The sequence below is a fragment of the Acetobacter sicerae genome, from assembly GCF_011516765.1.
Lineage (GTDB): Bacteria > Pseudomonadota > Alphaproteobacteria > Acetobacterales > Acetobacteraceae > Acetobacter > Acetobacter sicerae.
Genome location: NZ_JAAABN010000013.1, coordinates 59,175 through 82,432, shown reverse-complemented (window position 1 = coordinate 82,432; position 23,258 = coordinate 59,175). Strand labels below are relative to the sequence as shown.

At 55.7% G+C, this 23,258-nt stretch carries 20 protein-coding genes; 12 read left to right on the top strand and 8 right to left on the bottom strand.

Annotation, left to right across the window (positions count from 1 at the left end; translation table 11 throughout):
* The first annotated feature begins 18 nt into the window (after positions 1 to 18).
* From GVI59_RS13755 to GVI59_RS13745, 3 genes are all read left to right on the top strand, one after another.
* Positions 19 to 813, top strand: a complete 795-nt coding sequence (locus GVI59_RS13755) for an amino acid ABC transporter ATP-binding protein (protein ID WP_194299144.1) — start codon at positions 19 to 21, stop codon at positions 811 to 813.
* Positions 810 to 2,408, top strand: coding sequence for an ABC transporter substrate-binding protein/permease (locus GVI59_RS13750; protein ID WP_173574768.1), 1,599 nt, complete (start codon positions 810 to 812; stop codon positions 2,406 to 2,408). The genes GVI59_RS13755 and GVI59_RS13750 overlap by 4 nt, the downstream gene beginning before the upstream one ends.
* A gap of 207 nt (positions 2,409 to 2,615) precedes the next feature.
* On the top strand, positions 2,616 to 3,515 hold the full coding sequence (locus GVI59_RS13745) for a LysR family transcriptional regulator (RefSeq protein ID WP_173574767.1): 900 nt from the start codon (positions 2,616 to 2,618) through the stop codon (positions 3,513 to 3,515).
* A gap of 6 nt (positions 3,516 to 3,521) precedes the next feature.
* Here GVI59_RS13745 and GVI59_RS13740 read toward each other — a convergent pair whose 3' ends face one another.
* From GVI59_RS13740 to GVI59_RS13730, 3 genes are read right to left on the bottom strand one after another with little or no spacing between them, the layout of a single operon-like run.
* The gene (locus GVI59_RS13740) at positions 3,522 to 4,505 is read right to left on the bottom strand and encodes a hypothetical protein (RefSeq protein ID WP_173574766.1); all 984 of its coding nucleotides are present in this window, start codon (positions 4,503 to 4,505) and stop codon (positions 3,522 to 3,524) included.
* A 9-nt stretch (positions 4,506 to 4,514) separates the two neighbouring features.
* Positions 4,515 to 5,786 (bottom strand): AAA family ATPase, encoded by a 1,272-nt coding sequence (locus tag GVI59_RS13735; protein ID WP_173574765.1) that lies wholly within the window; start codon positions 5,784 to 5,786, stop codon positions 4,515 to 4,517.
* Positions 5,787 to 5,838: 52 nt separating this feature from the next.
* A complete protein-coding gene (locus tag GVI59_RS13730; RefSeq protein ID WP_242013112.1) occupies positions 5,839 to 6,447 on the bottom strand; it encodes a hypothetical protein in 609 nt (202 codons plus the stop codon).
* Positions 6,448 to 6,653: 206 nt separating this feature from the next.
* On the opposite strand from GVI59_RS13730, the gene rimP reads away from it, so the two are divergent.
* From rimP to rbfA, 5 genes are all read left to right on the top strand, one after another.
* The gene (rimP, locus tag GVI59_RS13725) at positions 6,654 to 7,238 is read left to right on the top strand and encodes a ribosome maturation factor RimP (RefSeq protein WP_408736625.1); all 585 of its coding nucleotides are present in this window, start codon (positions 6,654 to 6,656) and stop codon (positions 7,236 to 7,238) included.
* A gap of 149 nt (positions 7,239 to 7,387) precedes the next feature.
* The gene (gene nusA / locus GVI59_RS13720; RefSeq protein WP_173574785.1) at positions 7,388 to 8,959 is read left to right on the top strand and encodes a transcription termination factor NusA; all 1,572 of its coding nucleotides are present in this window, start codon (positions 7,388 to 7,390) and stop codon (positions 8,957 to 8,959) included.
* A 64-nt stretch (positions 8,960 to 9,023) separates the two neighbouring features.
* On the top strand, positions 9,024 to 9,677 hold the full coding sequence (locus GVI59_RS13715) for an RNA-binding protein (protein WP_173574784.1): 654 nt from the start codon (positions 9,024 to 9,026) through the stop codon (positions 9,675 to 9,677).
* Positions 9,674 to 12,376, top strand: a complete 2,703-nt coding sequence (infB, locus tag GVI59_RS13710) for a translation initiation factor IF-2 (RefSeq protein ID WP_173574763.1) — start codon at positions 9,674 to 9,676, stop codon at positions 12,374 to 12,376. Before GVI59_RS13715 ends, infB begins: the two co-directional genes overlap by 4 nt.
* Positions 12,373 to 12,822 carry a 30S ribosome-binding factor RbfA gene (rbfA, locus tag GVI59_RS13705; protein ID WP_173574762.1) on the top strand — a complete coding sequence of 150 codons (450 nt, stop codon included), beginning with the start codon at positions 12,373 to 12,375 and terminating at the stop codon, positions 12,820 to 12,822. The genes infB and rbfA overlap by 4 nt, the downstream gene beginning before the upstream one ends.
* 877 nt (positions 12,823 to 13,699) lie before the next feature.
* Here rbfA and GVI59_RS13700 read toward each other — a convergent pair.
* The 5 genes from GVI59_RS13700 to GVI59_RS13680 all read right to left on the bottom strand — a co-directional run bounded on the left by GVI59_RS13700 (position 13,700) and on the right by GVI59_RS13680 (position 18,367).
* A complete protein-coding gene (locus GVI59_RS13700) occupies positions 13,700 to 14,095 on the bottom strand; it encodes a flagellar biosynthesis regulator FlaF (RefSeq protein WP_173574761.1) in 396 nt (131 codons plus the stop codon).
* Entirely contained in the window at positions 14,070 to 15,806 is a 1,737-nt protein-coding gene (locus GVI59_RS13695; RefSeq protein ID WP_198912158.1) for a tetratricopeptide repeat protein, read from the bottom strand. Before GVI59_RS13695 ends, GVI59_RS13700 begins: the two co-directional genes overlap by 26 nt.
* 47 nt (positions 15,807 to 15,853) lie before the next feature.
* Positions 15,854 to 16,807: a flagellin N-terminal helical domain-containing protein gene (locus tag GVI59_RS13690; RefSeq protein ID WP_173574759.1), complete on the bottom strand. Its 954-nt coding sequence runs from the start codon at positions 16,805 to 16,807 to the stop codon at positions 15,854 to 15,856.
* Positions 16,808 to 16,880: 73 nt separating this feature from the next.
* Positions 16,881 to 17,315, bottom strand: a complete 435-nt coding sequence (locus GVI59_RS13685; RefSeq protein ID WP_173574758.1) for a flagellar biosynthesis repressor FlbT — start codon at positions 17,313 to 17,315, stop codon at positions 16,881 to 16,883.
* Between the two features lie 134 nt (positions 17,316 to 17,449).
* Positions 17,450 to 18,367 (bottom strand): LysR family transcriptional regulator, encoded by a 918-nt coding sequence (locus GVI59_RS13680; RefSeq protein WP_173574757.1) that lies wholly within the window; start codon positions 18,365 to 18,367, stop codon positions 17,450 to 17,452.
* Positions 18,368 to 18,676: 309 nt separating this feature from the next.
* Here GVI59_RS13680 and rpsD point away from each other — a divergent pair, with 309 nt between their 5' ends.
* From rpsD to GVI59_RS13660, 4 genes are all read left to right on the top strand, one after another.
* Positions 18,677 to 19,294: a 30S ribosomal protein S4 gene (gene rpsD, locus GVI59_RS13675; RefSeq protein WP_010666343.1), complete on the top strand. Its 618-nt coding sequence runs from the start codon at positions 18,677 to 18,679 to the stop codon at positions 19,292 to 19,294.
* Positions 19,295 to 19,405: 111 nt separating this feature from the next.
* On the top strand, positions 19,406 to 20,968 hold the full coding sequence (locus GVI59_RS13670) for a peptide chain release factor 3 (protein WP_173574756.1): 1,563 nt from the start codon (positions 19,406 to 19,408) through the stop codon (positions 20,966 to 20,968).
* Between the two features lie 521 nt (positions 20,969 to 21,489).
* Positions 21,490 to 22,299 carry an IclR family transcriptional regulator gene (locus GVI59_RS13665; protein ID WP_173574755.1) on the top strand — a complete coding sequence of 270 codons (810 nt, stop codon included), beginning with the start codon at positions 21,490 to 21,492 and terminating at the stop codon, positions 22,297 to 22,299.
* A 55-nt stretch (positions 22,300 to 22,354) separates the two neighbouring features.
* Positions 22,355 to 23,221, top strand: coding sequence for a DUF3108 domain-containing protein (locus GVI59_RS13660; RefSeq protein WP_242013111.1), 867 nt, complete (start codon positions 22,355 to 22,357; stop codon positions 23,219 to 23,221).
* Positions 23,222 to 23,258: the final 37 nt, after the last annotated feature.

Sequence of the window (23,258 nt, the reverse complement as noted above, 5' to 3'; positions counted from 1 at the left end):
GTTCATGACGATGGTAAAATGGCTGGCCCGGATACTTCCGGGCCAGCCTTTTGCGTTGAAACGGTGCTTTGCGCTGAATCGATCAGTAAATCGTTCGATTCAAACAAGGTGCTCAATGGGGTGTCTCTGACCGTTGAACGGGGAGACCTCATCTCGATCATCGGTCCTTCGGGATGCGGGAAATCCACCTTTCTGAGGTGTCTGAATTTCCTCGAAATCCCGGATGAAGGCACGGTGACGATCGCCGACGACAGCATCCGTCGTTCGGGTGGTCCGTGGAAAGCCTCCGATGAAGCGCTGGCGCACAGACTGCGCGCGCATGTCGGCATGGTGTTCCAGTCCTTCAATCTTTTCCCTCATCGCACAGTGCTCGACAACGTGATGCTTGCACCGCGTGTGGTGAAGAAGGTCTCACCCGCAGTCGCCGAGGCCGAGGCGCGTGAACTGCTCGCCAAAGTGGGACTTGAGGCGGCCTGTCTGCGTTATCCGGCCACGCTTTCCGGGGGACAGCAGCAGCGTGCCGCCATTGCCCGCGCGCTCGCCATGCGCCCGGATGTGATGCTGTACGATGAGCCGACCTCGGCGCTTGATCCGCGTGTGGCGGAGGAAGTGCTTGAAGTCATGCGGGCGCTGGATCGTGAGGGCATGACGCAGATCGTCGTGACCCATGACATGAGTTTCGCCCGCGCCGCCTCCGATCGGATTGTGTTCATGGATGGCGGCGAGATCATCGAGATCGGTGATCCGGACGAGATGTATGACAACCCGCGCGATCCCCGGACGCGGCGCTTTCTTCTGGGAGCCTCGGCATGACTTCCGTTCTTTCGCGGCTTCGTGCCCGTTTCCTCGCTGGCTTCGCCGTCGTCGGTTTTGCTTTTCACGGCGTATCGGCGTGGGCGGAGAATACACCCGCCGCCGACCCACCCCAGCCGGAACCCGTCACGGCTCCTGTTACGGCAGACGTATCTTCCACGGCATTGAAATGGGGCGCCGACGGTACATCCAACGTCCCGTACACCTTCCATGATCCGTCTGATGAAAATCGCATGAGCGGTTTCGAGTATGACATCATGGAGGAAATCGGCCGTCGTCTGGGGCGTGACGCCCAGTTTGTGCAGAACGACTGGGATGGGTTGATCCCCGGCCTTGAGCGCAATTTCTACCTGATGGTCATCTGCGGCATCGAAATGACGCCGGAGCATATCGAGGCCGTCGATTTCAGCCAGCCTTACTACATGACTTCCGAGCGTATCGTGGTGCGTCGTGATCAGGCGGGGCTCGATTCCTACGAACGTCTTGGTGGTCACACCATCGGCACGGTGAAGGACACGCTGGCCGAGCGGATGATGGGTGAGCGGCACGACATCACCGTGCGCGGCTACGACGAAGAGTCGAATATGTTCGAGGATCTGCGCAACAAGCGCCTCGACGCGATCCTCATCGATGGGCCGATCGCACTCTATTATGGTGAAGCAGACCCCGCTTTCCGTATTGTTGGTCCACCGGTCGGGCACGTGTCGTACGGCATTGCCTTCCCGAAAGGAGGCAATATCGAGCTGCGCAAGCAGGTTGACGCCGCTCTGAAAGCGATGATCACAGACGGTACGCTGCACCGGATTCTGGCGCGCTGGAATCTGTGGACGCCGGAAATGGCGGCCTGGACAGGCGATTACACACAGCCTGGCATCGCTCCGACCGAGTGGGAGCGCTACATTGCCGCCACCGCACCTACCAAAGGTTGGAAAGCCCGCTTTGACCGTTATGTCAGTTTCCTGCCTCTGATCGGCAAGGGCGCTGTCATGACGCTGGCGGTCTCCGCCTGCGCAATGGTGCTGGCTGTTGCTCTGGGTCTGATTCTGGCGCTGACGCGGCGGTATGGACCTGCCTGGGCGGCGGCTCTTGCGACACTCTATATTGAAGTCATTCGTGGCACGCCGCTGCTGATCCAGGTGCTGTTCATTTTCTATGGTCTGCCTGGTATCGGCATCCGGCTCTCTCCCTTTGTCGCCGGCGTCATCAGTCTCGGGTTGAATTATGCCGCGTATGAGGCGGAAAACTATCGCGCCGGTCTTCAGTCCGTTGCCCGTGGACAGATGGAGGCGGCTACGGCGCTGAACATGACCCACTCGCAGGCGTTGCGTTATGTCGTGGTGCCTCAGGCCTTCCGGGTCGTGGTGCCGGTGATGACCAACGACTTCATCTCTCTGCTGAAGGATTCGTCGCTGGTCAGCATCATCACCCTGACGGAGCTCAGCCAGACCTATGTCCGTCTGTCTTCGACCTATTTCGACTATTTTGGAACGGGGATGATGGTCGGCGGCGCTTATCTGCTTCTGGGGCTTCCGTTTGTGCGTCTTGCCAAAATGGCTGAGCGTCGTCTCGCAGTCAGCGAACGGCGGGGAGGCTGATATGATGCGGGTGCAGGAGAGAGTGTCCTGCACCCGGTTCGCCTCACCATTCCATAAACATGTACATGAGAAGTGCAGAACCGGCAGCGTTCAGCCGGCATGACTCGGGCCAATGCATTTTTGGTATGTGCGCCTCTCACTTCAACGCATTGTGCATAAATAAACATATGGTCATGATTACTGCGCAACTTTTAGCCTGATTGCGCGATGGATCTCCTCTCTGCTCTTCACAGCTTTGTTCGCGTTGCCGCGACAGGCTCATTCTCAGCTGTCTCCCGCGAAACAGGGGCCAGTCAGCCGACCATTTCACGTCATATCGCCCTGCTGGAAGCGCATTACGGCACCACGCTGTTCGCGCGCACGACCCGCAGTCTGATGATGACGGAAGATGGTCGTAGCCTCCTTCCTCATGCGTATGAATTGCTGGAGATTCTCGAGACTGCCGAAACGGTGCTCGGGCGTCGTCGCGCTTCGGTGTCCGGTCTTGTCAGGCTTGGCGTCACCACAGCCTTCGGTCTTTGTCTGACCAATCGGATCAAGGATCTGCTGGACAAACACCCGGATCTGTCCGTCGAACTCATCATGCGGGACGGATTTGGCGATCTGGTGGAAGAAGGGCTCGATCTCGCCATCCGGGTTGGCGAGATTGCCGAGGGCTCACTGATCGCCCGCAAACTCGGCGCAGTTCACCGGTCGCTGGTGATTTCTCCGCGCCATTTCACGCCCAGATCGCCACTGAAGCATCCTAATGATCTGACCGGCGAACCGTGCGTCGTGTTTACATACGGGGGCGGCCGTCAGGACTGGCATTTCTTCAACACGGAAGGGGAGGAGAGCGTGGTCGCTCCGGCGGCGGTGTTCCGGGCCAATTCCAGCGAAGCTGCTCTTCATGCCGTGCAGGCGGGTGTGGGCGTGGGTCTCCTGCCGGAGTTTCAGGTCAGGCATCTGGTGGAAGCGGGAGAACTGGCCGAAGTCATTCCGGGATGGAAAGTGCCGCCGATGCCGCTTTATGCGGTGCATACCGGTCCCAGAACGCTCCCGCTGCGCACGCGCACGGTGCTGGATTTCCTGATCGAGATTTCCTCGGACGTTCTCACTCCGACCTGAGCAGGATCAGGTCGGCGGAGCGCCTGCCGTGCCGTGCCACGCCGGATCGGCGGCGCCAGGCCGGATAGTGTTGGGGAACGGCTGCAAGGTTCCCTGATACCCTTGCTCCAGAATGGGCGCCCAACGCACAAGCCAGTCATTCACGCTCTGCATAAAGCGCCCTGAGAAAGGGGACGTTCCCAATCCCTGTGGGCTCCAGTCGGCAAGGGGCGTTTTGATGTGGGCTGTTCCCGGATCGGCGGGACTGAGCGCCATCGAAACCACCTCAAAGTTCTTGCCACCATCTTCCGCATTCACAGCGTAAGTCCAGGAAGCCAGCGCCCAGACGGGCGGCATCGGAAATCCGAGAAGCGTAAGCCGCCCAAAAGCCCAGCCGATATCATCTTTCGAATGAATATCGCCCTTGGGAGCGAAACCCACATTCGTGGCGATGCACTGGACCGCACCGCTTGGAGCCGCCAGTTTGCGTTGAAAGAAGGCTCCATCCAGATGGCAGGGCTGACCGGTCATGGCGGAAGGCGGCACGCTCGCAGTTGTCGCCTGCACGAGGATTACACCGGTCACCACGCCGCGATCTGTGCGCACCAGAATATTGCTGGAAATTTCTCCATGCGGCCCGCTCGTCTCCGTCAGAACCGGATGCCATATCCCGGCCGGGAGCGGGAACTGACGGCCCGCCATGGGCATGACATCGACCAACTGGGCGTCGATCGGCGGAACGGCGCCCTTTGCCGTCGTATAATCGCCGCCCTGTCCCTTGCCTTCTGCCGCGCCAGATGGGGCGGGAGGACTGCCCTGTTCGCTGTCGGGCGAGGAATCGTCGCTCGGAGCGGCGGGTGCCGTGTGATGGGCGAATTTTCCCAGTGGAGGATAGAGACCAACCAGCCAGTCCGGCGGATAAAGGGCAGTGATGCCGCTGAACGCGACCATGCTGACGAGAGACAGCCGCCACAAAGGTGCGCGACGCCACAGACGCGAAAAAGCAGACATGAAATACCGTCAGGCTGTCAGGTGAGGACGTGCTGGTGAGAGAGATTCAGTGACCACCTGTGCGGTAACTCCATCTTCAGTGTGCGTGATGCGCACCATCTTCGCCCCCTGCTGACGGGCAACGATCAGGGATTCACTGACCATGTCCTCAATGGAACGGGCCAGATCGCGGGCAGATGCACCATCACCCAACCGGTTCTGGCGTCGCATGACGTCGAACAGGATCGAAGGCTCGATACCACCCGGCTCGATGGCGAGGCCGTAGCTTTCGATCATGGTTTCGATTTCCAGTGCGGCCACGCGGGCGATATCCAGTCCACGCAGAGGACGGAACACAAAGATGCGATCGATCCGGTTCAGGACTTCCGGGGCGAAGCCAGCCTGACGCAGCGCTTCCACCGACTCGGCTCGCATCCGGTCTGGATCGTCGCCAAGACGGTTGGCGATATCGGTCAGCGCCTCGGTGGCGATATTCGAGGTCAGAATGAAGATGGCCTGCGTGGCGGAAACATGGGCCCCGGTCGAGGCCTCCGTTACATAGCCATCGTTCCACGCGACGAGGAACTGTTTGAAGACGTCGGGATGGGCCTTTTCGATCTCGTCGAGCAGGATCACCGAGTCCGGCTTCTCCTTGAGGCCGCCGGTCAGCTTTCCATAGGTGTCCGACCCGACATAGCCTTTCGGTGATCCGAAAAGCTGTGTGGCGGCGTGAGCGCTGGCCATCTGCGTCATGTCGAAATGCATGAGAGGCCTGTCGAGCTGACGCGCCAGCTGTTTGGCGAGATAGGTCTTGCCGGTGCCGGGAGGTCCGGCAAGCAGAAAGATGCCGACCGGTTTGCCGCGCACCTGCAGGGCGAGGCGTCTGCGAAGCTGGTTGGCCATATCCTCGCACACCTGATCCTGTCCGATGACCCGGGCCCGCAGATTGGCGGCAAGTTCCTCTGCGTCGATGGCTGAGTCGCGCTGTTCCCGCGCCATCATCTCTTCAAGTGCCTGTCTGTTGGTCAGTCGCGCCAGAACGTCCATCATCCATCCCCGTCTGCGGAGCAGACCCTTTCGGGCCAGTTTTTCCGAGCGTACTTCAAAAAGAAGACCCATCAGTGTGAAAAAGGCTCCCGCACCAGCCAGGACAGGCCAGAGCGGAGAACACCATTTCATGAAATGATCCAGAGTTGCGAGTGAAAGATGCAGGCTGACCGCAGCCTGAATGCTCGCAAGGATCAGAAAGATCACCATCATGACCGGCATGAACCGGTTGAGCATGGGAATCAGACCCTTCATGGGGCAATTCTCCGAAAATACGGGCCAAAGCGATCCGTCGCGAAGTGCTCTCTCATTGAACGATTACCGTAAGAAGGAGATTGTCGCCCTGCTGAAGGGTAGGAAGGGCCTCAGGCCCCAGAACCGTGACTGCCCCGGCGGTGAGGCCAGTCGGGGCAGTTGGCGAAATGGCGGCGATGGTTACTTCCCCGGCAATTGTGATGGGAAGAACGATCGGCTTGGGTTTTGGGGTGAGATGCACGATCCGTCGGACAGGGCCGGAGGCAATGGCGATGGTGCCGCCCGTTCCACCGGCATCAAAGACCGGCATTACGGCCAGCCGATAATCACGGCGTTTGATGCCCGCAAGGATGGAAGCCTGCTCTGATTCCGAATATCCCGCCTGCCTCAGTGCTGCTGGCGCATTCTCAGGTGAGATGTAGGCGAATTGACCGGCGACCGAAAATCGTCCGTTTGGCGTCTCGTTTTGAGTGTTCTGCGGCGCAGGAAGGGGCGGCGGCGTAGTCTGACCGCTCCTGGCCCCATTCCCGTTTGCCATCCATGACGCGCCTCCGGCCACAACCATCAGTGCCGCGATTGCCGCAATCATCAGCCCGGAGCCCCGATTCTCGGGGTCTTTTTCTGGCTGTCGCTGAGGGGTGTAAGGAGAGTCTGCTGTCATTGCCGGGTCTATCTAAGGCATGGGGTGTTGCAGCGATGCAAGGGGCAAACGAAAAAGATACAAAGCTTTATGCATCGTAATAAAGCGACGTGAGCAAGGGGAAGTAATTTCGCCTTGCGATTTTATGGTCAGTGACATAAACAAATGTCATTCCTTTCATTTTCGCTCTTTTTTGGGGGGTGGCCGGTCCGGTCGCCTTTTTTGCTGTGGACGAAGACCATTCGACTCATGTTGGCCTTGAAGGGCGGATTGCTGCTCTCATCACGCCCTCTGTAGAAGATCTCGGGTTCGAGATTGTCAGAGTGTCTGTGCTGGGCCGTGAGGTTCCGACCGTGCAGGTCATGGCTGATCGTGCCGATGGCACACTGATCACGGTTGAAGACTGTGAGCAGGTCAGTCACGCGGTGGGTGCGGTCATGGACGTGGAAGATCCCATTCCCGGCAACTGGACGCTGGAAGTGTCCTCTGCCGGAATCGATCGTCCGCTGACTCGTCCAAAAGACTGGGAGCGCTTTGCGGGGCATCTGGCGAAAGCCGAGGTTCTGATCCCGGTCAATGGACGTCGCCGCTTCTCAGGGATTGTGCTGGGCGCCTCGGAAGAGGGCGGTCGGATGCGTCTGGACGACGGAGAGGAAGTCGTTCTTCCGTTCCGGGAGATGAAGAAGGCCAGGCTTGTGCTGACAGATGCTCTCATTGCTGCGACACAGGCGATGATGAAGCCTGCGGCGCAGGAAGAGGAAGGGGCGGAAGAAGCTCCGGCCGAAAAAAAGAAGTCTAAAACCCGTCATTGAGGCGGTCAGGGGTGGTAAAACCCAGCCTTTGATATCATATGCAGGCCTGAGATTGTCTGAAGCGCGTTCTTCGGATGGGTTTCGGCTTGCGGGATTGGGCTGATGTCCCAGGATGTCGGCGTCTGGTCTGTCGTGGAGTTGTGATGAGTATGGATACCTCTGTTGCACGTCCCGAGCTGCTTCTGGTGGCTGACGCGGTTGCGCGTGAGAAGCTGATCGATCGCGAGGAAGTTCTCGAGGCGATGGAACAGGCCATTCAGAAGGCCGGTCGCGCCAAATATGGCCACGAGAAAGATATTCGTGCGACGATCGATCGTCGGACTGGTGAAGTGCGTCTTTCCCGCTGGACGGAAGCTGTCGAGGCGGTGGAGAACGAAGAGACCCAGATTCCTCTTCACATCGCCCGCAAGTTCAAACCAGAAATTCAGCTCGGTGAGCATCTGATCGATCCGCTGCCGCCGATTGATTTCGGTCGTATCTCCGCTCAGACCGCCAAGCAGGTTATCGTCCAGCGCGTGCGTGAGTATGAGCGCAAGCGCCAGTATGACGAATTCAAGGATCGCGTGGGCGAGATCGTCAACGGCACGGTCAAGCGCACTGAATACGGCAACCTCATGGTTGAGATCGGTTCTGCCGAGGCGCTGCTGCGCCGCGATGAGCTGATCCCCCGCGAGACGTTCCGTAACTCGGACCGTGTTCGCGCCTACATCTATGATGTGCGTGACGAACCGCGTGGCCCGCAGATTTTCCTGTCCCGCACGCATCCTGCCTTCCTTGCGAAGCTGTTCGCTCAGGAGGTGCCGGAAATCTACGACGGCATCATCGAAATCAAGGCAGTCGCCCGTGATCCGGGATCGCGCGCCAAGATGGCGGTGATTTCCCGTGATGCATCCATCGACCCGGTTGGCGCCTGCGTCGGTATGCGTGGTTCCCGTGTGCAGGCTGTCGTGGCCGAGTTGCAGGGCGAGAAGATCGACATCATTCCGTGGAGCCCTCAGGCGGCGACCTTCGTGGTCAATGCGCTGGCTCCGGCTGAAGTCAGCAAGGTTGTGATGGATGAGGAAGCTGGTCGCGTTGAGGTCGTTGTGCCTGACGATCAGCTCAGCCTCGCCATCGGTCGTCGTGGCCAGAACGTGCGTCTGGCCAGTCAGCTGACACGCTGGGATATCGATATCCTTACGGAAGCTGAAGAATCAGAGCGCCGTCAGGAAGAGTTCCGTCGTCGCACGGCGCTCTTCGTTGAAGCGCTTGATGTTGACGATGTGATTGCCGGTCTGCTGGTGACAGAGGGCTTCGATACGATCGAAGAGCTGGCTTATGCGGATCAGGACGAACTCGTCGGGATTGAAGGTTTTGACGACTCGGTGGTTGAAGAGCTGGTGCGTCGTGCCGAGACCTATCTGACGCGCAAGGAAGAAGAGCTTGACGAGAAGCGTGTTGCACTCGGCGTGACCGATGACATTGTCGCGCTTAACGCCTTCACGAATCAGATGCTTGTGACGCTTGGAGAGAAAGGCGTGAAGACGCTCGACGATCTGGCTGATCTGGCTGGCGATGAATTGGTGGAAATCCTCGGTTCGGAAGCGATCGACGAGGATGCTGCCAACGAAATCATCATGCTGGCGCGTGCGCACTGGTTCGAGGATGAAGAAGCTCCAGCAGAGGCCGTTGCGGAAGCTCCGGTCGAGGAGGTGTCTTCTGAACACGACTCCCACCAATGAGCGCCCTTCTGAACTGATTACTGCAGATAGCGGGTTCACAGCGGAGCTGAAGGGGGATAATCATATCCCCGTCAGTGATGACGTTTACGAAGAAGACGAGCGTGGTCCTCTGCGCCGTTGTCTTGTGACACGTGAGCGTCTGGCGCCTTCCAGCATGATACGATTTGTTGTGGCGCCGGATAAAACTGTGGTGCCTGACCTGGACGCGCGTCTGCCCGGACGGGGAATCTGGTTGAGTGCGCGCAGAGATGTGCTAGAAACCGCACGGACTCGCGGGGGTTTTGCCCGGGCTGCACGATGTCAGGTTATCATTCCTTCTGATCTGGTTGGTTTGATTGAGGCAGGGCTTCTTCGTCGTGTGACGGATACGCTCGGCCTCGCACGTCGTGCCGGCCAGGCGGTATGTGGTTATGCCAAGGTCCGGGAATGGATCGTGGCAGGCACGGCAGGTCTTGTCGTGCAGGCATCGGATGGAAGTCCGGATGAATGTGTCAGGCTCCTGTCTGGCGCGCGCAGCCTTCCTGTGGTGAAGCCATTGGATGCTGCGCAACTGGGAAAAGTATTTGGTCGTGAGCACACGGTGCACGCGGCTCTGCGGACCGGCGCATTAGCTGACCGGTTGAAGCAGGATAGTAAACGTTTTGCAGGGCTTGCCGATGTGGCGGTGCTGCGGACGCCGGAAGTTTCCGGCGAGCGGGTTGAACAGGCGGATAGATGAGCGAAGGCAACGATCAGGATCAGGGTAAGGGACGTCTGTCCCTGCGGCCAGCGGGCCGTTCTGAAGTAGGACACACGGTCGATGCCGGATCTGTGCGTCAGAGCTTCAGCCATGGTCGCTCGAAGGTAGTGCAGGTCGAGGTCCGAAAAAAAGCGCGGCCAGGCCCAAGTGCTCCTAAAGCCGGTGTGTCCGGTGGACGCGGTGCTGGCGGTGGACGTCAGTCGGGCAAGAGGGGTTTGACGGAAGCGGAACTGGCTGTCCGTCAGCGTGTGCTTGAGGAGCAGCGCAAGGAAGCTGCCCTGAAGGAAGCGCAGCGCATCGAGCAGGAAAAGATTCAGATTCTTTCTGCTGCAGAAGAAGCGCGTCGTCGTGAAGAAGACGAGCGTCGGGCGGCGGAAGAACGTGCTCGCGAAGAGCAGGAAGCGAAGCAGCGCGCTGAGCTTGATGCTCAGGGAGCCAAGGATCAGGTAACTGAACCTTCGCGGAAACCTGCTGCTCCTCCTGTTGAGGAACGCGGTCCGGTTGTTTCTGATAAACCGATTCCGGGTACAGTTACTCTTGCTCCGCCCCCAGGCCGTCTGCGGCCGCTGGCTGAGCGCGCCATCATGCCGACCAAGCCGCTGGTGCAGACCCGTCCGGCTCCGTCCACACCGTCTTCCCAGCCATCTGGTGGTGCTGGCGAGACCCTGCGTCTTCGTGGTGGTCGCGAGGGTGAGGATGATCGTCGCGGTCCTGCTCGCAAAGGCGCTGTTCCGCCGCCGAAGAGAGGTGCTGGCGCAGCGAAGAAGGATGGCGGTGGCCGTCGGTCCGGTAGGATTGACGTTCAGGCTGCAATCGAAGGCGATGACGACAAGACCCGTTCACTGGCGTCCGTGCGTCGTCAGCGCGAACGTGAGCGTCGCCAGGCTGAACTCGAGCGGCTGCGGACCGATCAGGTGCGTGTGGTCCGTGATGTGATCCTGCCTGAAACCATCACGGTGCAGGAACTCGCTAACCGTATGGCGGCCCGTCAGGGTGAAGTCATCAAGGCGCTCATGAAAATGGGTGTGATGGCGACAGTCACCCAGTCAATTGATGCTGATACGGCTGAACTGATTGTCGAGGAATTCGGCCATCGCGTTCGTCGTGTTGCTGAGAATGACGTTGAGATCGGCATTGAAGGCGTAGAAGACGAGGAAGGTGATCTCCAGCCGCGTCCGCCTGTCGTGACGGTCATGGGTCACGTTGATCATGGTAAAACGTCTCTGCTGGATGCCCTGCGGACCACAGATGTGGCTGCTGGTGAAGCCGGTGGCATTACGCAGCATATCGGCGCGTATCAGGTGAAGTTGGCTTCCGGTGCGAAGATCACGTTCATCGACACGCCGGGTCACGAAGCCTTTACGGCCATGCGTGCTCGCGGCGCCTCGGTTACTGACGTGGTGGTGCTGGTTGTGGCTGCTGATGACGGTGTCATGCCGCAGACAGCGGAAGCGATTAAGCATGCGAAAGCTGCGAACGCCCCGATCATCGTGGCGATCAACAAGGTCGACAAACCGGGAGCAAATCCTGACCGCGTGCGTCAGGATCTGCTGAGCCACGAGCTTGTCGTGGAATCCATGGGTGGCGATATTCAGGATATCGAGGTTTCCGCTCTGAAGCGCACAAACCTTGATAAGCTTGAAGAGGCTATTCTGCTGCAGGCAGAAATCCTTGACCTGAAAGCCAATCCGGATCGTGCGGCTGAAGGTGCGGTTATTGAAGGTCGTCTTGATCGTGGCCGTGGTCCTGTGGCGACGGTTCTGGTCCAGAAGGGTACGCTGCGCAAAGGTGACATCGTTGTCGCCGGAGCGGAGTGGGGTCGCGTTCGTGCTCTGGTCGATGATCGTAATCGTCAGATCGCAGACGCTGGACCGTCAATGCCGGTTGAAGTTCTCGGTATTGCAGGCGTGCCCGAAGCAGGCTCCTCTTTTGTTGTCGTGGATAACGAAAATCGAGCTCGCGAGATTTCCGAATTCCGTCAGCGCAAGATCAAGGAACATACAGCAGCAGGCAAGACAGCGGCTCGTGGAACGCTTGACCAGATGCTCGCCCGTATCCAGGCGGGTGTGCAGAAGGAAGTTGCGGTTCTCATCAAGGCCGACGTGCAGGGATCAGCGGAAGCGATCAAGGCGACCGTTGAAAAGCTTGCTCATGAGGAAGTCGATGTTCGCGTTCTGAATGCGACTGTCGGTCAGATCACCGAGAGCGATGTGCAGCTTGCCAAGGCATCTGATGGCGTGATCATCGCCTTCAATGTTCGTGCAACGTCGCAGGCCCGTGAAATGGCCCAGCGTGATGGTGTGGACATTCGCTACTACTCGATCATCTATCAGGTTGCTGATGATATCGAGCAGTTGGTGAAGGGTAAGGTTGCTCCGAAACATCGCGAGAAGTTCCTTGGCTACGCCGAGATCCGTCAGGTGTTCAACATCACCAAGGTCGGCAAGGTCGCGGGCTGTTACGTCACCGAAGGTGTTGTCAAACGTGGCTGTGGTGTGCGTCTGCTGCGTGACGGTGTGGTCATCCACGAGGGTGATCTCAGCCAGCTCAAGCGCTTCAAGGACGACGTCAAGGAAGTTGCTCGTGGCTATGAGTGCGGTCTTTCCTTCGCAGGTTACAACGACCTGCGTGAGGGAGATGTGGTTGAGTGCTTCGAGATGGAGCTGGTTGCAGCGTGAGCAAGGGCTCCAACCGACGTTCGGATGGAAAGGGGCCGGCGGGGAGACTCGCCGGCCTCTCCGCATCCGGTCCCTCTCAGCGGCAGCTTCGCGTCGCGGAAGAGGTCAGGCGTATGTTGGCGGAAGTATTCGCGCGAACTGAATTTCGTGATCCGGAACTCTCCGGTGTTACCATTACAGTAACTGAAGTGCGTATCTCTCCCGACCTGAAACATGCGACGGCATTTGTCTCGGATCTGGGAAAAGGGGATGTTGAAGAGCTTCTTCCCGCACTGAAGCGTGTGGCTCCGTATTTGCGGACGCAGCTATCTCACACACTTCGTTTGCGTATCGCTCCGGAAATCCATTTTCAGCCGGATACGGCGCTCGACTATGCAATGGAGGTCGATGCTCTGCTGCGTCGGCCAGAAGTTCAGCGGGACCTCGATGACGAAGAAGAAGACTGAACCATTTATATTTGTCTGATTCTGCAATGATAAAATCCGGTAGTTTATGCTACCGGATTTTTTTGTTGATTATATTTCTGCGATTTGTGGTGTGCGTGATAGTTGTTGGAGAAAATATAATTATAAGAACAAAGGACGATATTACTGTGGTCGTTAGTTAAGTGATCTGCTGCGGAGAAGATAGAATTAGAGTTTATTAAAAAAAATACTCTACAGGATTGTGTTTTGAAAAAATGAACTGTTGTGATTTGATGGTGAGAGCCAGCATCGTATGCTATCAATAAGGGAACGCACGGATCAGCCTTTTCAGGAAGGCTTAACTTGGGTTGATTAAGCATTCTGATCCGACGTGAGGCAAGTTCTCTACTGGATGCATAGCGCCTCGTAGATAACCGTGTCTTTGGAGGCCAGTCCTCCTCGAGATGGTCCACTGGCTCCTCCGTGCTTTTTCAGGATATCAAACTATGTTGGTGCGCTCGAGCAATCGTGGTGCTGCCGATACATCACTATATGCATCATCATGATCAGCGTTCATATGATGAGAAATCTACTCGATTATATTACTTTCGCATCAGCGATACAGCCGCCGATACACATTTTTCCAGTCACCGAGGAATGGAGGAAAGCTATATTATGAACGGCTTGCGTAGTAGTGATGCAGCATAGATTCTCACAAATATACGGTTGTCCGCAGCTATGCATCGACATCCCTTCCCGAGAGGGAAGGGAGTTTTTTATTTATTCCTGCTGATCGTTACGTGATCTGTAGTTCAGATCTAGCTTTCTCCTAAATATTTGAAGAAATAGTCAGTATAGGAAAAAGAAGATATAATCGTTATGCATAAGAACGTCTGAGTGGCGATGGGTAGCAATGATTTCAAGCGACTGAAAGCTTGAAATTATTAGTTTCGGAAGGAGGGTTCTGATTGTTGGTGTTCTGCCTCAAACCATCAAGCATATCCTGATTTATATCGATTAAGGGCTTTAGTGCAATGTCATGTAACATGGCGCGGATACTATATCGTGTCGACCAGATTGCTAAATTAAGAAGATCTTTTCGCATTACATCGGGAATTTCGTTATCTTCAACACTTGTTTCCAGAAGAATTGATGACCACAACTTCTGATTCATTGTAAGAGCATGGATACGTTCTTTTTGATTTTTTGCATTTTTTAAAAGAAGAATGGTTTGACCAAAAGCCATGACTTCAATTTGCCTTGAAGTCATTTGTGTTGCTGAATTCTGATTATAGCGCTTGATGCCGTAGCTCATGTGACATGCCTTTAAGTAAGGAGTTCTGCTGCCAGGTTGTAACGAAGTCAGGAAGAGATGCTGCTACGAGTTCGATTGCATGATGAAGACTGCCTGGCTGGGAACGGAAGATTCTCATGGTAGGATACCAAGGAGTATCTTCCCGACCTTCTAACCATCGCCAGCAGCAATCGCTTCTTGTGATCATCCAGACAGGTTTGCCGAGAGCACCTGCCAAATGAGCAACGGAAGTATCGACACTGATTATTAAATCGAGATTAAAAATCAGAGCTGCCGTGTCTTCCATGTCTGACACAGTATTCATTGGATCAAAAATATTTTTTCCATTCCATTGTAATAATTCTTTTTTGGGATTTCCGAGCTGTAAGCTTACAAAATCTATATTTTCAATATCAATTATTTTGGAAAACATTTTTAAGGAAGCGGATCTGTTTTTATAATTCAATCCATGGCGGGGACGGTTTTCACCAGACCATACAAGCCCAACACGTAAGTTGTTTGTCTTTCCAAATATTTTCGAAAATTTTTCGATGTCGTTCTGATTTGGATAAAGATAAGGAACAGATGACGGTATTTCATATCCAATTTGAGAAGACAGCGATAATGGAAGAGAAAGAAGCGAACAGCTGTAGTCATATTCTATTTTTTTCAAATCAGTTTCTATGATTTTAATATCAGGGAATGATGCCTGACACAGTCTTTTCAGATTTTCTGGAACCGACAAAGCGATATTGGCTCCAAGTTTTTCAACATACGGTATATAGCGTAAGAATTGCAGCATATCGCCAAACCCCTGCTCGCCATACAGCAGTAACGTTTTTCCATTTATAGAAAAATCACCTTTCCAAGGATTGTTGACGCCTTGGATTTTAAATTCTGGTGGAGAGAATTCGATGAGCTTCCAGCCCTCTTCATATTCTCCACCTTTGAGTAGAGCCTGGCCTAAATTGAATTTTGCAGCCTGTGACTCAGGATGAGAATCCAGGTATTCACGAAGTGCCACTTGGGCTTCTCTTGAACGATTAAGGCCGGCCAGTGCGATTCCATATTCATTCAGCATCAAGGCGGCTGTTTCAGGAGAGTTTTTTCTGAGTGATTCGACTATGTCTGCGCAAGTCTGAAAGGCTCCAATGCGTATGAGAGCCACACCTAACTGAGGAGCATACAAGACACCATGAGGGGACGACCGAAAAAGATTGAGATAAATTTCGCAACCTTCGGATATTAATCCGGCTTCAAGAAGTTGGTTTGCCAAAATACTTGAAAGCACATCACCGTTCTTATGATTTTGGGCTCTCCATTTGATGGCCGCTATAGTGATTTTGGGATGTTTTCCTGAAACCATAATCGAAGCTATCTTTATACAGATATCTTCATCTTCAGAATTTTTTATAAATAGATGTAGTAATTCATTTAAGGCAAGCTCAACGTCTCTTCCCATCTCGAGTTGGGAAAGAAGAAGAGACAATTTCCATTGCAAATTATCAGGATCAAGCTCTAAGGCTTTTGAATAAGCTGAGTAGCTTTCTTCATAGTGAGCTATGCTTGTGTATATATCACCGAGAAGCGAATAACCATCCGCCCAGTGGGGATGTTTTTTAATGTTCTTTTTGATTTCTTCTATTGTTGCTTTGTAATTGTTTTTTTGAGATAGAGTTTTTAATTTATTACCGATTTTTGTAATTTCGCTTATGCTTAATGTTGTTTTCATAATTTGAATCCAAAAAAAATGGGGGGCTAAGCCCCCCATTCTTGACCTTAGCGGAAAAGGGTAAGGATGTTCTGAGAAGAAGACTTTGCAACGCTCAGAGAAGAAATTGCCAACGACTGCTTCGTCTGCAGAGACGTCAGCTTCGCACTTTCTGCTGCCATGTCGGCATCTGTCAGCGCGCCAACACCTGAGGTCAGGGAGTCGGAAAGGTTGGAGGAGTAAGAAGACATGCCATCAACAATTTTGGCGTTTGTCGCCAGAGTTGAAGCTGCGTTTGTCATCGTGGTGATTGCGGTCTGGACAAGTGTAATCAGCTTTGAAATGCTGCCGCCTGTCAGAGCCGTGCCACCCGTCACGAACACATTCGAACCACTCTTGGACGCTGCGACCAGATCGCCGCCGGCAGCCATTCCTTTTGTAAGCCCAAGAGCATTTGTCAGGGTCGCCGCGCCTGCTGAAGCGCTGGTGGTTACGTTTGAGATATTTTTGGTCGAACCCTGAAGACTCGTCACGTAAATCAGGCTGGCAGCCGTAGCAGGTCCTGTTGCGCTTCCAACGTTAGCTGTGTTGGAGTCGGCCGTCGTGGTCAGGAGGTTGACACCGTTAACCGTTGCGTTTCGAGCAAAGGTGTTGATCTGGTCGAGGTAGCCGTCGATTTCACTGGACGTCTGAGCAAGAGCCGTCGGATCACCCTGATTGTCACCGAGAGAAGTGACGGCGGCCTGCAGAAGCTGCAGCGTGCTCAGGATGTTGCTGGTTGCTGTGGACGTGGTGCTGAGAGTGCTCGCCGCAAACGACAGACCATCAGAAACAGCAGAAAGACCAGAAATGTTGCCGTTCATCTGCTGGGCAATAGCGTAAGTGGCAGGACCGTCTTTAGCTGTGGAGACTTTCTGACCGGTTGAAACCGTGTTCTCGGTAGAATCCAGAGCAGATGTCGTTGAGTTGAGGCTCTCAAGAGCCACCATTGCAGAGTTGTTGGTGTTGATCGAAAGTGACATGTGGATTTTCTCCGTTTGGTTTACTGCATTTTTTGCAGTGGCTCTATAAAATTATAAAAATCCTAATTTTGAGTTAACTGGCTTCTGATTCGTTCAAACCGCCTGTCGACGCACTTGCGTGGCCGATTACGGCGTCTTCGTGCCGGATGATTCTGCGGGCGATTTTCAGGGCCTGATAAAAATTACCTTCAGAAGCGGCTTTCATGGCTTCGCTGAGAATCAGTCGTGCCGATACCGATGTCGTTTCCTGCATGAAGGTGGTGATGTGATATGTCGCCTCTGCAAGAGCGGCCATTTTTTCTTCCGGCGTGCCCACGTAAGCTGTCTGTAGTGCGTAATAGATAAGGCGTGCCGGGCTCGTGGCTTCTTCCGGAGGCATGATCTGGCGTCCGAACAGAAAATTCGCCCGGTTTGTCAGTCTGATCTGTGCGGCGGTGAGAAAGTGGACGCCTGCGCCGTTGAGGATCATCCGGTCACCGGCTTCAAGTCTGATACCCAATCCTGCCATTTTAAGCCCTTTTCATTGCGTGTTTCGCGATGAAGGCAAGGTGGCATCGAAGTATTTATAAATAGTTATCTATGACTGAAGGCGATTGTCGAATAAGGGTTTGGTAAAGCTTTGTTCGCAATTTCTTGCAATCATTACTCGATTTTCTGACTACGCTCCACCCATTCGCCACACGCATCTTTCAGCGCGGCGATGAATCGTCCGACAAGCGGAGCCGGACGCCCTTTCAGCACGGCAATGGCCAGAGTGGCGCTTGGAGCAGGTTCCTCAATGCGATGAAAAGTGACACCACCAGCGTGGATCTGGGAGAGGGATTGCGGCACGACCGAAACACCCAGTCCGGCGGCGACCAGCGGGACCGTGGCTGCAATCTGGGGAGCCTGCTGACCCATGCGGGGCGTAAAGCCGGCATGCTGGCAGGCGGAGAGAATGGCGTCATGAAAACCTGGCCCCAGTTCTCTGGGGAAAATGATCAAAGGCTCGTTCGCGAGCATTTCCAGCCGGATGGCGCCGCTGCCTTCATAGGCATGGCCACTCGGGAGCGCGGCCACGGTCGGCTCGTCAAGCAGCGGATAGACAGCCAGTTCGCGGTCGTCAGTGACGGGAGGTCGCACGATCGCCACATCCACGCGACGGTCATGCAGCGCCTCGGACAGGGCAGGGGTGTTGCTCTCCTCGAACGAGACGATGACTTCAGGCCACGCCTCCCGGAAGCGTCGGATGGTCTGGGGAATAATCGGGAGAAGCGAGACCGCGCCAGCCAGACCCACCCGGAGATGGCCCCGTTCGCCCCGGGCGAGGCCTTGCGCGAAGCCGAGAAAATCCTCTTCCATCGCAAGAATGGCTTTCGCCTGTCCGATCAGGGCTGCTCCGATGTCGGTCAGTTCAACGCCGCGTGTGAGGCGATGGAACAACGTCACGCCAAGGGCGCGTTCAAACTGTTTGATCTGCTGGCTTAAAGGAGGCTGTTCCATGCCGATGGCCAGCGCCGCCCTGGTGAAGCTGCCGTGTTCGGCAACGGCCACGAAGTATCGTAGCTGCCTCAACTCCATGATGCGTCTCCCTGACAGTCAGCGGGATCAGTAGCACAGATCGCTACTGAGAAAGGTGTTTCGGGTAAAATCCGGGACGGTCCTGAGGAAAACGGCAATCTGATTGACAATGAAGCTGTTTTCACTTAGGCGACACCCCATTGCCGGGAAAGTGGACGGACCGGCTGGCCGATGGGGTGTATGCTCCCCCGGGTCAGTAATACGGGACGCGCCCGCTTCAGTCTGTTCCGGACTGGGGACTATCGGCGTCACAAGCCATATCAGGCCGCAAGGCCGGGTGTGGCTGTTTTATGAAAGTAGAGCGCGCACATGAGCAAGCGCCTTGAGAGCAAGTACAAGATTAACCGCCGCCTTGGCGTAAACCTGTGGGGCCGCGCCAAGTCGCCGGTCAACAAGCGGGAATATGGTCCGGGTCAGCATGGCCAGCGTCGTAAGGGCAAGCCTTCCGACTTCTCCGTCCAGTTGATGGCGAAGCAGAAGCTGAAGGGTTACTACGGTAACATCAGCGAAAAGCAGTTCCGTAAATATTACGAAGAGGCTGTCCGTCGTAAGGGCGATACCTCCGAGAACCTGATCGGCCTGCTGGAGCGTCGTCTGGACGCCGTTGTTTACCGCCTGAAGTTCGCAGTAACCCCGTTTGCTGCCCGTCAGTTCGTGAACCACGGTCATGTGCTGGTTAACGGCAAGAAAGTGAACATCCCGTCCTACCTCGTTCGCGAAGGTGACGTGATCGAAGTTCGCGAAAAGTCCAAGCAGCTTGCTGCCGTTCTGGACGCCTCGCAGAGCGGCGAGCGCGATGTTCCGGAATACATGGAAGTGGACCACCGCCAGATGAAGGGCTCGTTCCTGCGCGCTCCGAAGCTGTCCGATGTGCCATATCCGGTGCAGATGGAACCGAACCTGGTGGTCGAGTTCTACTCTCGCTGATTTCAGGACGCTCTGGCTCTTGCGGGCCAGGTGCTTTTTCAGACGCCGGGCGGAGACACTCTCTGTCCGGCGTTCCTGTTTTTTCTTCCCCAGTTCAGAGCCTCTTTCGCCATGACAGACATCAATGACGGCCCCGCAACCCAGTCTTCTCTTGCCGGAGCCATCAGTCGGCGACGTACCTTTGCCATCATTTCCCATCCTGACGCCGGTAAGACGACGCTGACAGAACGTATTCTGCGAGCGGGTGGCGCCATTCAGCTGGCGGGAAATGTCAGGGCGAAAGGGGAGCGACGTCGGACACGTTCCGACTGGATGGGCATTGAGCGTGATCGTGGCATTTCTGTCGTCACGTCCGTGATGACCTTTGAATATGGCGGCTGCGTCTTCAACCTGCTGGATACGCCGGGCCATGAAGACTTCTCGGAAGATACCTACCGGACGCTGACGGCTGTTGATTCCGCCGTGATGGTGATTGACGCCGCCAAGGGTATTGAGGACCGGACACGCAAGCTGTTCGAGATCTGCCGTCTCCGCGACATTCCCATCGTTACGTTCATCAACAAGATGGATCGTGAGTCGAGGGATCCGTTCGAGATACTGGACGAGATTTCTTCCTCACTGGCGCTGGACACGACCCCGCTGACATGGCCGATCGGTCGGGCCGCGACCTTTATCGGCACGTATGACATCCGAAATGGCGAGGTCCATACGACGGTGCCGGTCGAGGAGAGTGATCCGCGCATGGTGCAGGTACGGGAAGAGCTTGAACTCGTGGAAGCCGCTCTTCCGGAATTCGACCGTGAGTCGTTCGATGAGGGGCATCTGACGCCGGTGTTTTTCGGTAGCGCCATGAAAGAAATCGGCGTTACGGACCTGCTGGATGCGCTGGTCGCCTTCGGCCCCGCGCCGCGTGCCCAGAACACTGAAAGTCGGACGGTCACGGCAGATGAGGCGCAGATGACGGCGCTCGTATTCAAGATTCAGGCGAACATGGACCCCAATCACCGGGATCGTATCGCCTTCGCCCGTGTCTGTTCAGGCAGACTGACCCGCGGGATGCGGCTGCTGAATACGCGGACGGGTAAGAGCTTCGTGCTGCACACGCCGCAGTTCTTCTTCGCCCGTGATCGTCAGCTTGCCGAGGAAGCGTTTGCTGGCGACGTGGTGGGTATTCCCAACCATGGCACCCTGCGCATCGGTGACACGCTGACGGAAGGCGAAGCCATCCGCTTCACCGGCGTTCCGTATTTTGCGCCGGAAATCCTGCGGCGCGTTCGGCTTGATGATGCGATGAAGGCCAAGAAGCTGAGGCAGGCTCTGACCGAACTGGCGGAAGAGGGCGTCGTGCAGCTCTTCAGACCGCAGGACGGTGCGCAGCCTATTGTCGGTGTGGTCGGAACGCTTCAGCTGGATGTGCTTCAGGAGCGCCTGAAAGGCGAATATGGCGTGGCCATCGGGTTCGATTCCACACCGTTCTCACTGGCGCGCTGGGTGACGGGGGACCGGACGAAACTTGAGACCTTCATGATGGCGAACCGTTCGTCGATGGCGGATGATCTTGACGGCGATCCGGTGTTTCTGGCCAGTTCTGGCTTCATGATGCGCCGTACCGAGGAGATGAACCCGGATCTGGCGTTCCATGACGTCAAACAGATCGGGATTGAAATCGGATAGGACGGAGCCGCTGTATGGTTTCCGGCGCAGGGGAGGAACTCTTCAATGAGGGGAGACGCTCCTCTGTCCTGAGGCGGCTATACTGAAGACTGAAAGGGTTTTTCAGCGCGGAGGAGTTCTGCTGACCAAGAGATCTTCGGGATCTTTCCCATCCTGAATAGCTTTGATCTCTTCTCCGCAGGAGAGCCATTCCCAGAACTTTTTTACTATTTTCAAAACAACCTCAGCTTCCAAGAAACAATGGAACAGCGTTGCTTGAAACGTATTGAGATAGACTTATTGCGAAACCGGATTTTTCGATCCGTGCAAGGAGCAGGATGGCGAGCCGCTTCTATCATACGGGAATTTTTTGGTCATCTGGTGAGGCGGCGCTGATGCACAGAAGGGCTTTTCAGGTGCCTGTCAGGCTCTATCAGACGAGACCGTGTTCAGTTTTTTATTGTTCATTATATTGAACACGATCCCGTATCTCGGATATATCCGATTCTTGGGAGCGACGTCAAGGACACTCATGGGTGGTAATGATGAAAGATAGTGAGTCGGTTCCGGCTCTTCGGCGTGCAGTGAAAATTCTGGACCTTGTCAGTTCGCAGGATACACCCCCCAACGCCGCTACAATTGCCCGTTTGCTCGATCTTCCTCGCAGTTCGGCACATGGTCTGGTGACGGTGATGGCGGAACTGGGGCTTCTGGAGACGACAGGGGGATCAGGTGGAGGCGGTTTCAGACTTGGTTCCAGATTGCTTGACTGGGCGGTGCAGGTCAGCCCCAGACAGGATCTCCTGAATGCGTTTCATCAACTGATTGGAGAAAGGCCGGAACTGGGCGCCTATACCGTCAGTCTGAGCACGCTTGAAGGCGAGGATGTCGTGTATGTCGCCAGCCGGGCAAACGAGAAGGGCTTTGGAATCCACTACAATGTCGGGCTTCGTCTGCCCGCCATGTATACCGCGACAGGCATGGCCCAGCTTGGAGCCATGGAGGGAACCGGACTCAGAAAGTGGCTCACGCTTTACCCGATGTCCTCGTGGCCGACCCCACCAACCACGACAGGCGCTTCTGCCCCTGTCGCCGTGATGGACGAGATCGCCAGTGTGCGGCGTCGGGGATATGCGGTTGATGACGAACAGGTGCAGGTCGGGGTCTGGTGCTTTGCCGCGCCCGTTCACGATCTTGCCGGACACGTCGTGGCGGGACTGGGAATCAGTCAGCCAAAACCGAAAGACACTCTGAAACAGGCAGAGGCGATGGGACGGCTTGTGGTTTCGATTGCCCAGACCCTGTCAGGGCGGCTGGGATACCGTGGACGCTGGGGCGCACTTGGCGAGTGAAAGACTCTGGTTCTATGTAAAGGAGAGTTTTCCATCACAGCATTGGGTGAGCAGCTTGAGCGACAATCATCCCCGAACCGGCAGTCTTTGCCTGCGAAACAGGATGGCGGTGAGGCGACTGCTGTTGCTGCCCGCGTGCTGTCTGTTTTTTCTGACAGGTGGTTCTGTTCATGCGGAAGAGACGCCTCAGGTCAGTTCTCCTCCGGCTAACGCTGCGATTCACATCAAATACACGATTTATACGCACTGGCTGCCGGTGATGAAGCTGGAGACCAGCTTTCTGCTTGAACAGACGCGCTATAATGTTGCCATGCAGGCGCGGGCGGAAGGACTGCTCAGTATCTTCACCAGATTGCGTATCCAGTCCGTGGCGACCGGAACCATCCGGGACAATGTTGTGATGCCGACACGCTATGACAGTCAGGGATTGAGCCGGTCGGCTCAGCGTCATGTTGTGCTGGATTATCAGCAGGGCCAGCCTGTCGTCACCTTGCAGGAGCCGAAAGAGACAGACCGTGAGCCGGTGCCGGATGAGTTGCGGCAGCACGGAATGGATATCCTGAGCACCATGGCGAAGGTCATTCTGACGGTCCGGAAGACAGGCCATTGTGATGGCGTCTATGACGTGTTCGACGGGATCAGGGTGTCACATTTCACTCTGAAGACGACCGGACAGGACATGAAACCGGATGTCTTTCAGGACCGGAAGGTTCCTGCGATGCGTTGCGAATTTTCCGGATATCAGACCGCAGGATTCATCAAGGGGCATCAGGCGAAAGCCTTGCGTGAGCCCCACGGCGGGACGGTATGGTTTATCAATGTGGACGGGTATGGACCGGTGCCAGTGCGGACGGAGATCGACCATCCCAAGGTGGGACATCTGACCGTCAAACTGGACAAGCTTGAAAAAGATGCAGGCTGAGATCTGCGCTTCCCTGCGTCAGAAGCGAAGGATGCCT

Bases quoted from the DNA above. Each gene is read 5' to 3' on its own strand.
- GVI59_RS13755 (WP_194299144.1), top strand. From the start codon at position 19: ATGGCTGGCCCGGATACTTCCGGGCCAGCCTTTTGCGTTGAAACGGTG.
- GVI59_RS13750 (WP_173574768.1), top strand. From the start codon at position 810: ATGACTTCCGTTCTTTCGCGGCTTCGTGCCCGTTTCCTCGCTGGCTTC.
- GVI59_RS13745 (WP_173574767.1), top strand. From the start codon at position 2,616: ATGGATCTCCTCTCTGCTCTTCACAGCTTTGTTCGCGTTGCCGCGACA.
- GVI59_RS13740 (WP_173574766.1), bottom strand. From the start codon at position 4,505: ATGTCTGCTTTTTCGCGTCTGTGGCGTCGCGCACCTTTGTGGCGGCTG.
- GVI59_RS13735 (WP_173574765.1), bottom strand. From the start codon at position 5,786: ATGAAGGGTCTGATTCCCATGCTCAACCGGTTCATGCCGGTCATGATG.
- GVI59_RS13730 (WP_242013112.1), bottom strand. From the start codon at position 6,447: ATGACAGCAGACTCTCCTTACACCCCTCAGCGACAGCCAGAAAAAGAC.
- nusA (WP_173574785.1), top strand. From the start codon at position 7,388: ATGGATACCTCTGTTGCACGTCCCGAGCTGCTTCTGGTGGCTGACGCG.
- infB (WP_173574763.1), top strand. From the start codon at position 9,674: ATGAGCGAAGGCAACGATCAGGATCAGGGTAAGGGACGTCTGTCCCTG.
- GVI59_RS13700 (WP_173574761.1), bottom strand. From the start codon at position 14,095: ATGAGCTACGGCATCAAGCGCTATAATCAGAATTCAGCAACACAAATG.
- GVI59_RS13695 (WP_198912158.1), bottom strand. From the start codon at position 15,806: ATGAAAACAACATTAAGCATAAGCGAAATTACAAAAATCGGTAATAAA.
- GVI59_RS13690 (WP_173574759.1), bottom strand. From the start codon at position 16,807: ATGTCACTTTCGATCAACACCAACAACTCTGCAATGGTGGCTCTTGAG.
- GVI59_RS13685 (WP_173574758.1), bottom strand. From the start codon at position 17,315: ATGGCAGGATTGGGTATCAGACTTGAAGCCGGTGACCGGATGATCCTC.
- GVI59_RS13680 (WP_173574757.1), bottom strand. From the start codon at position 18,367: ATGGAGTTGAGGCAGCTACGATACTTCGTGGCCGTTGCCGAACACGGC.
- rpsD (WP_010666343.1), top strand. From the start codon at position 18,677: ATGAGCAAGCGCCTTGAGAGCAAGTACAAGATTAACCGCCGCCTTGGC.
- GVI59_RS13670 (WP_173574756.1), top strand. From the start codon at position 19,406: ATGACAGACATCAATGACGGCCCCGCAACCCAGTCTTCTCTTGCCGGA.
- GVI59_RS13665 (WP_173574755.1), top strand. From the start codon at position 21,490: ATGATGAAAGATAGTGAGTCGGTTCCGGCTCTTCGGCGTGCAGTGAAA.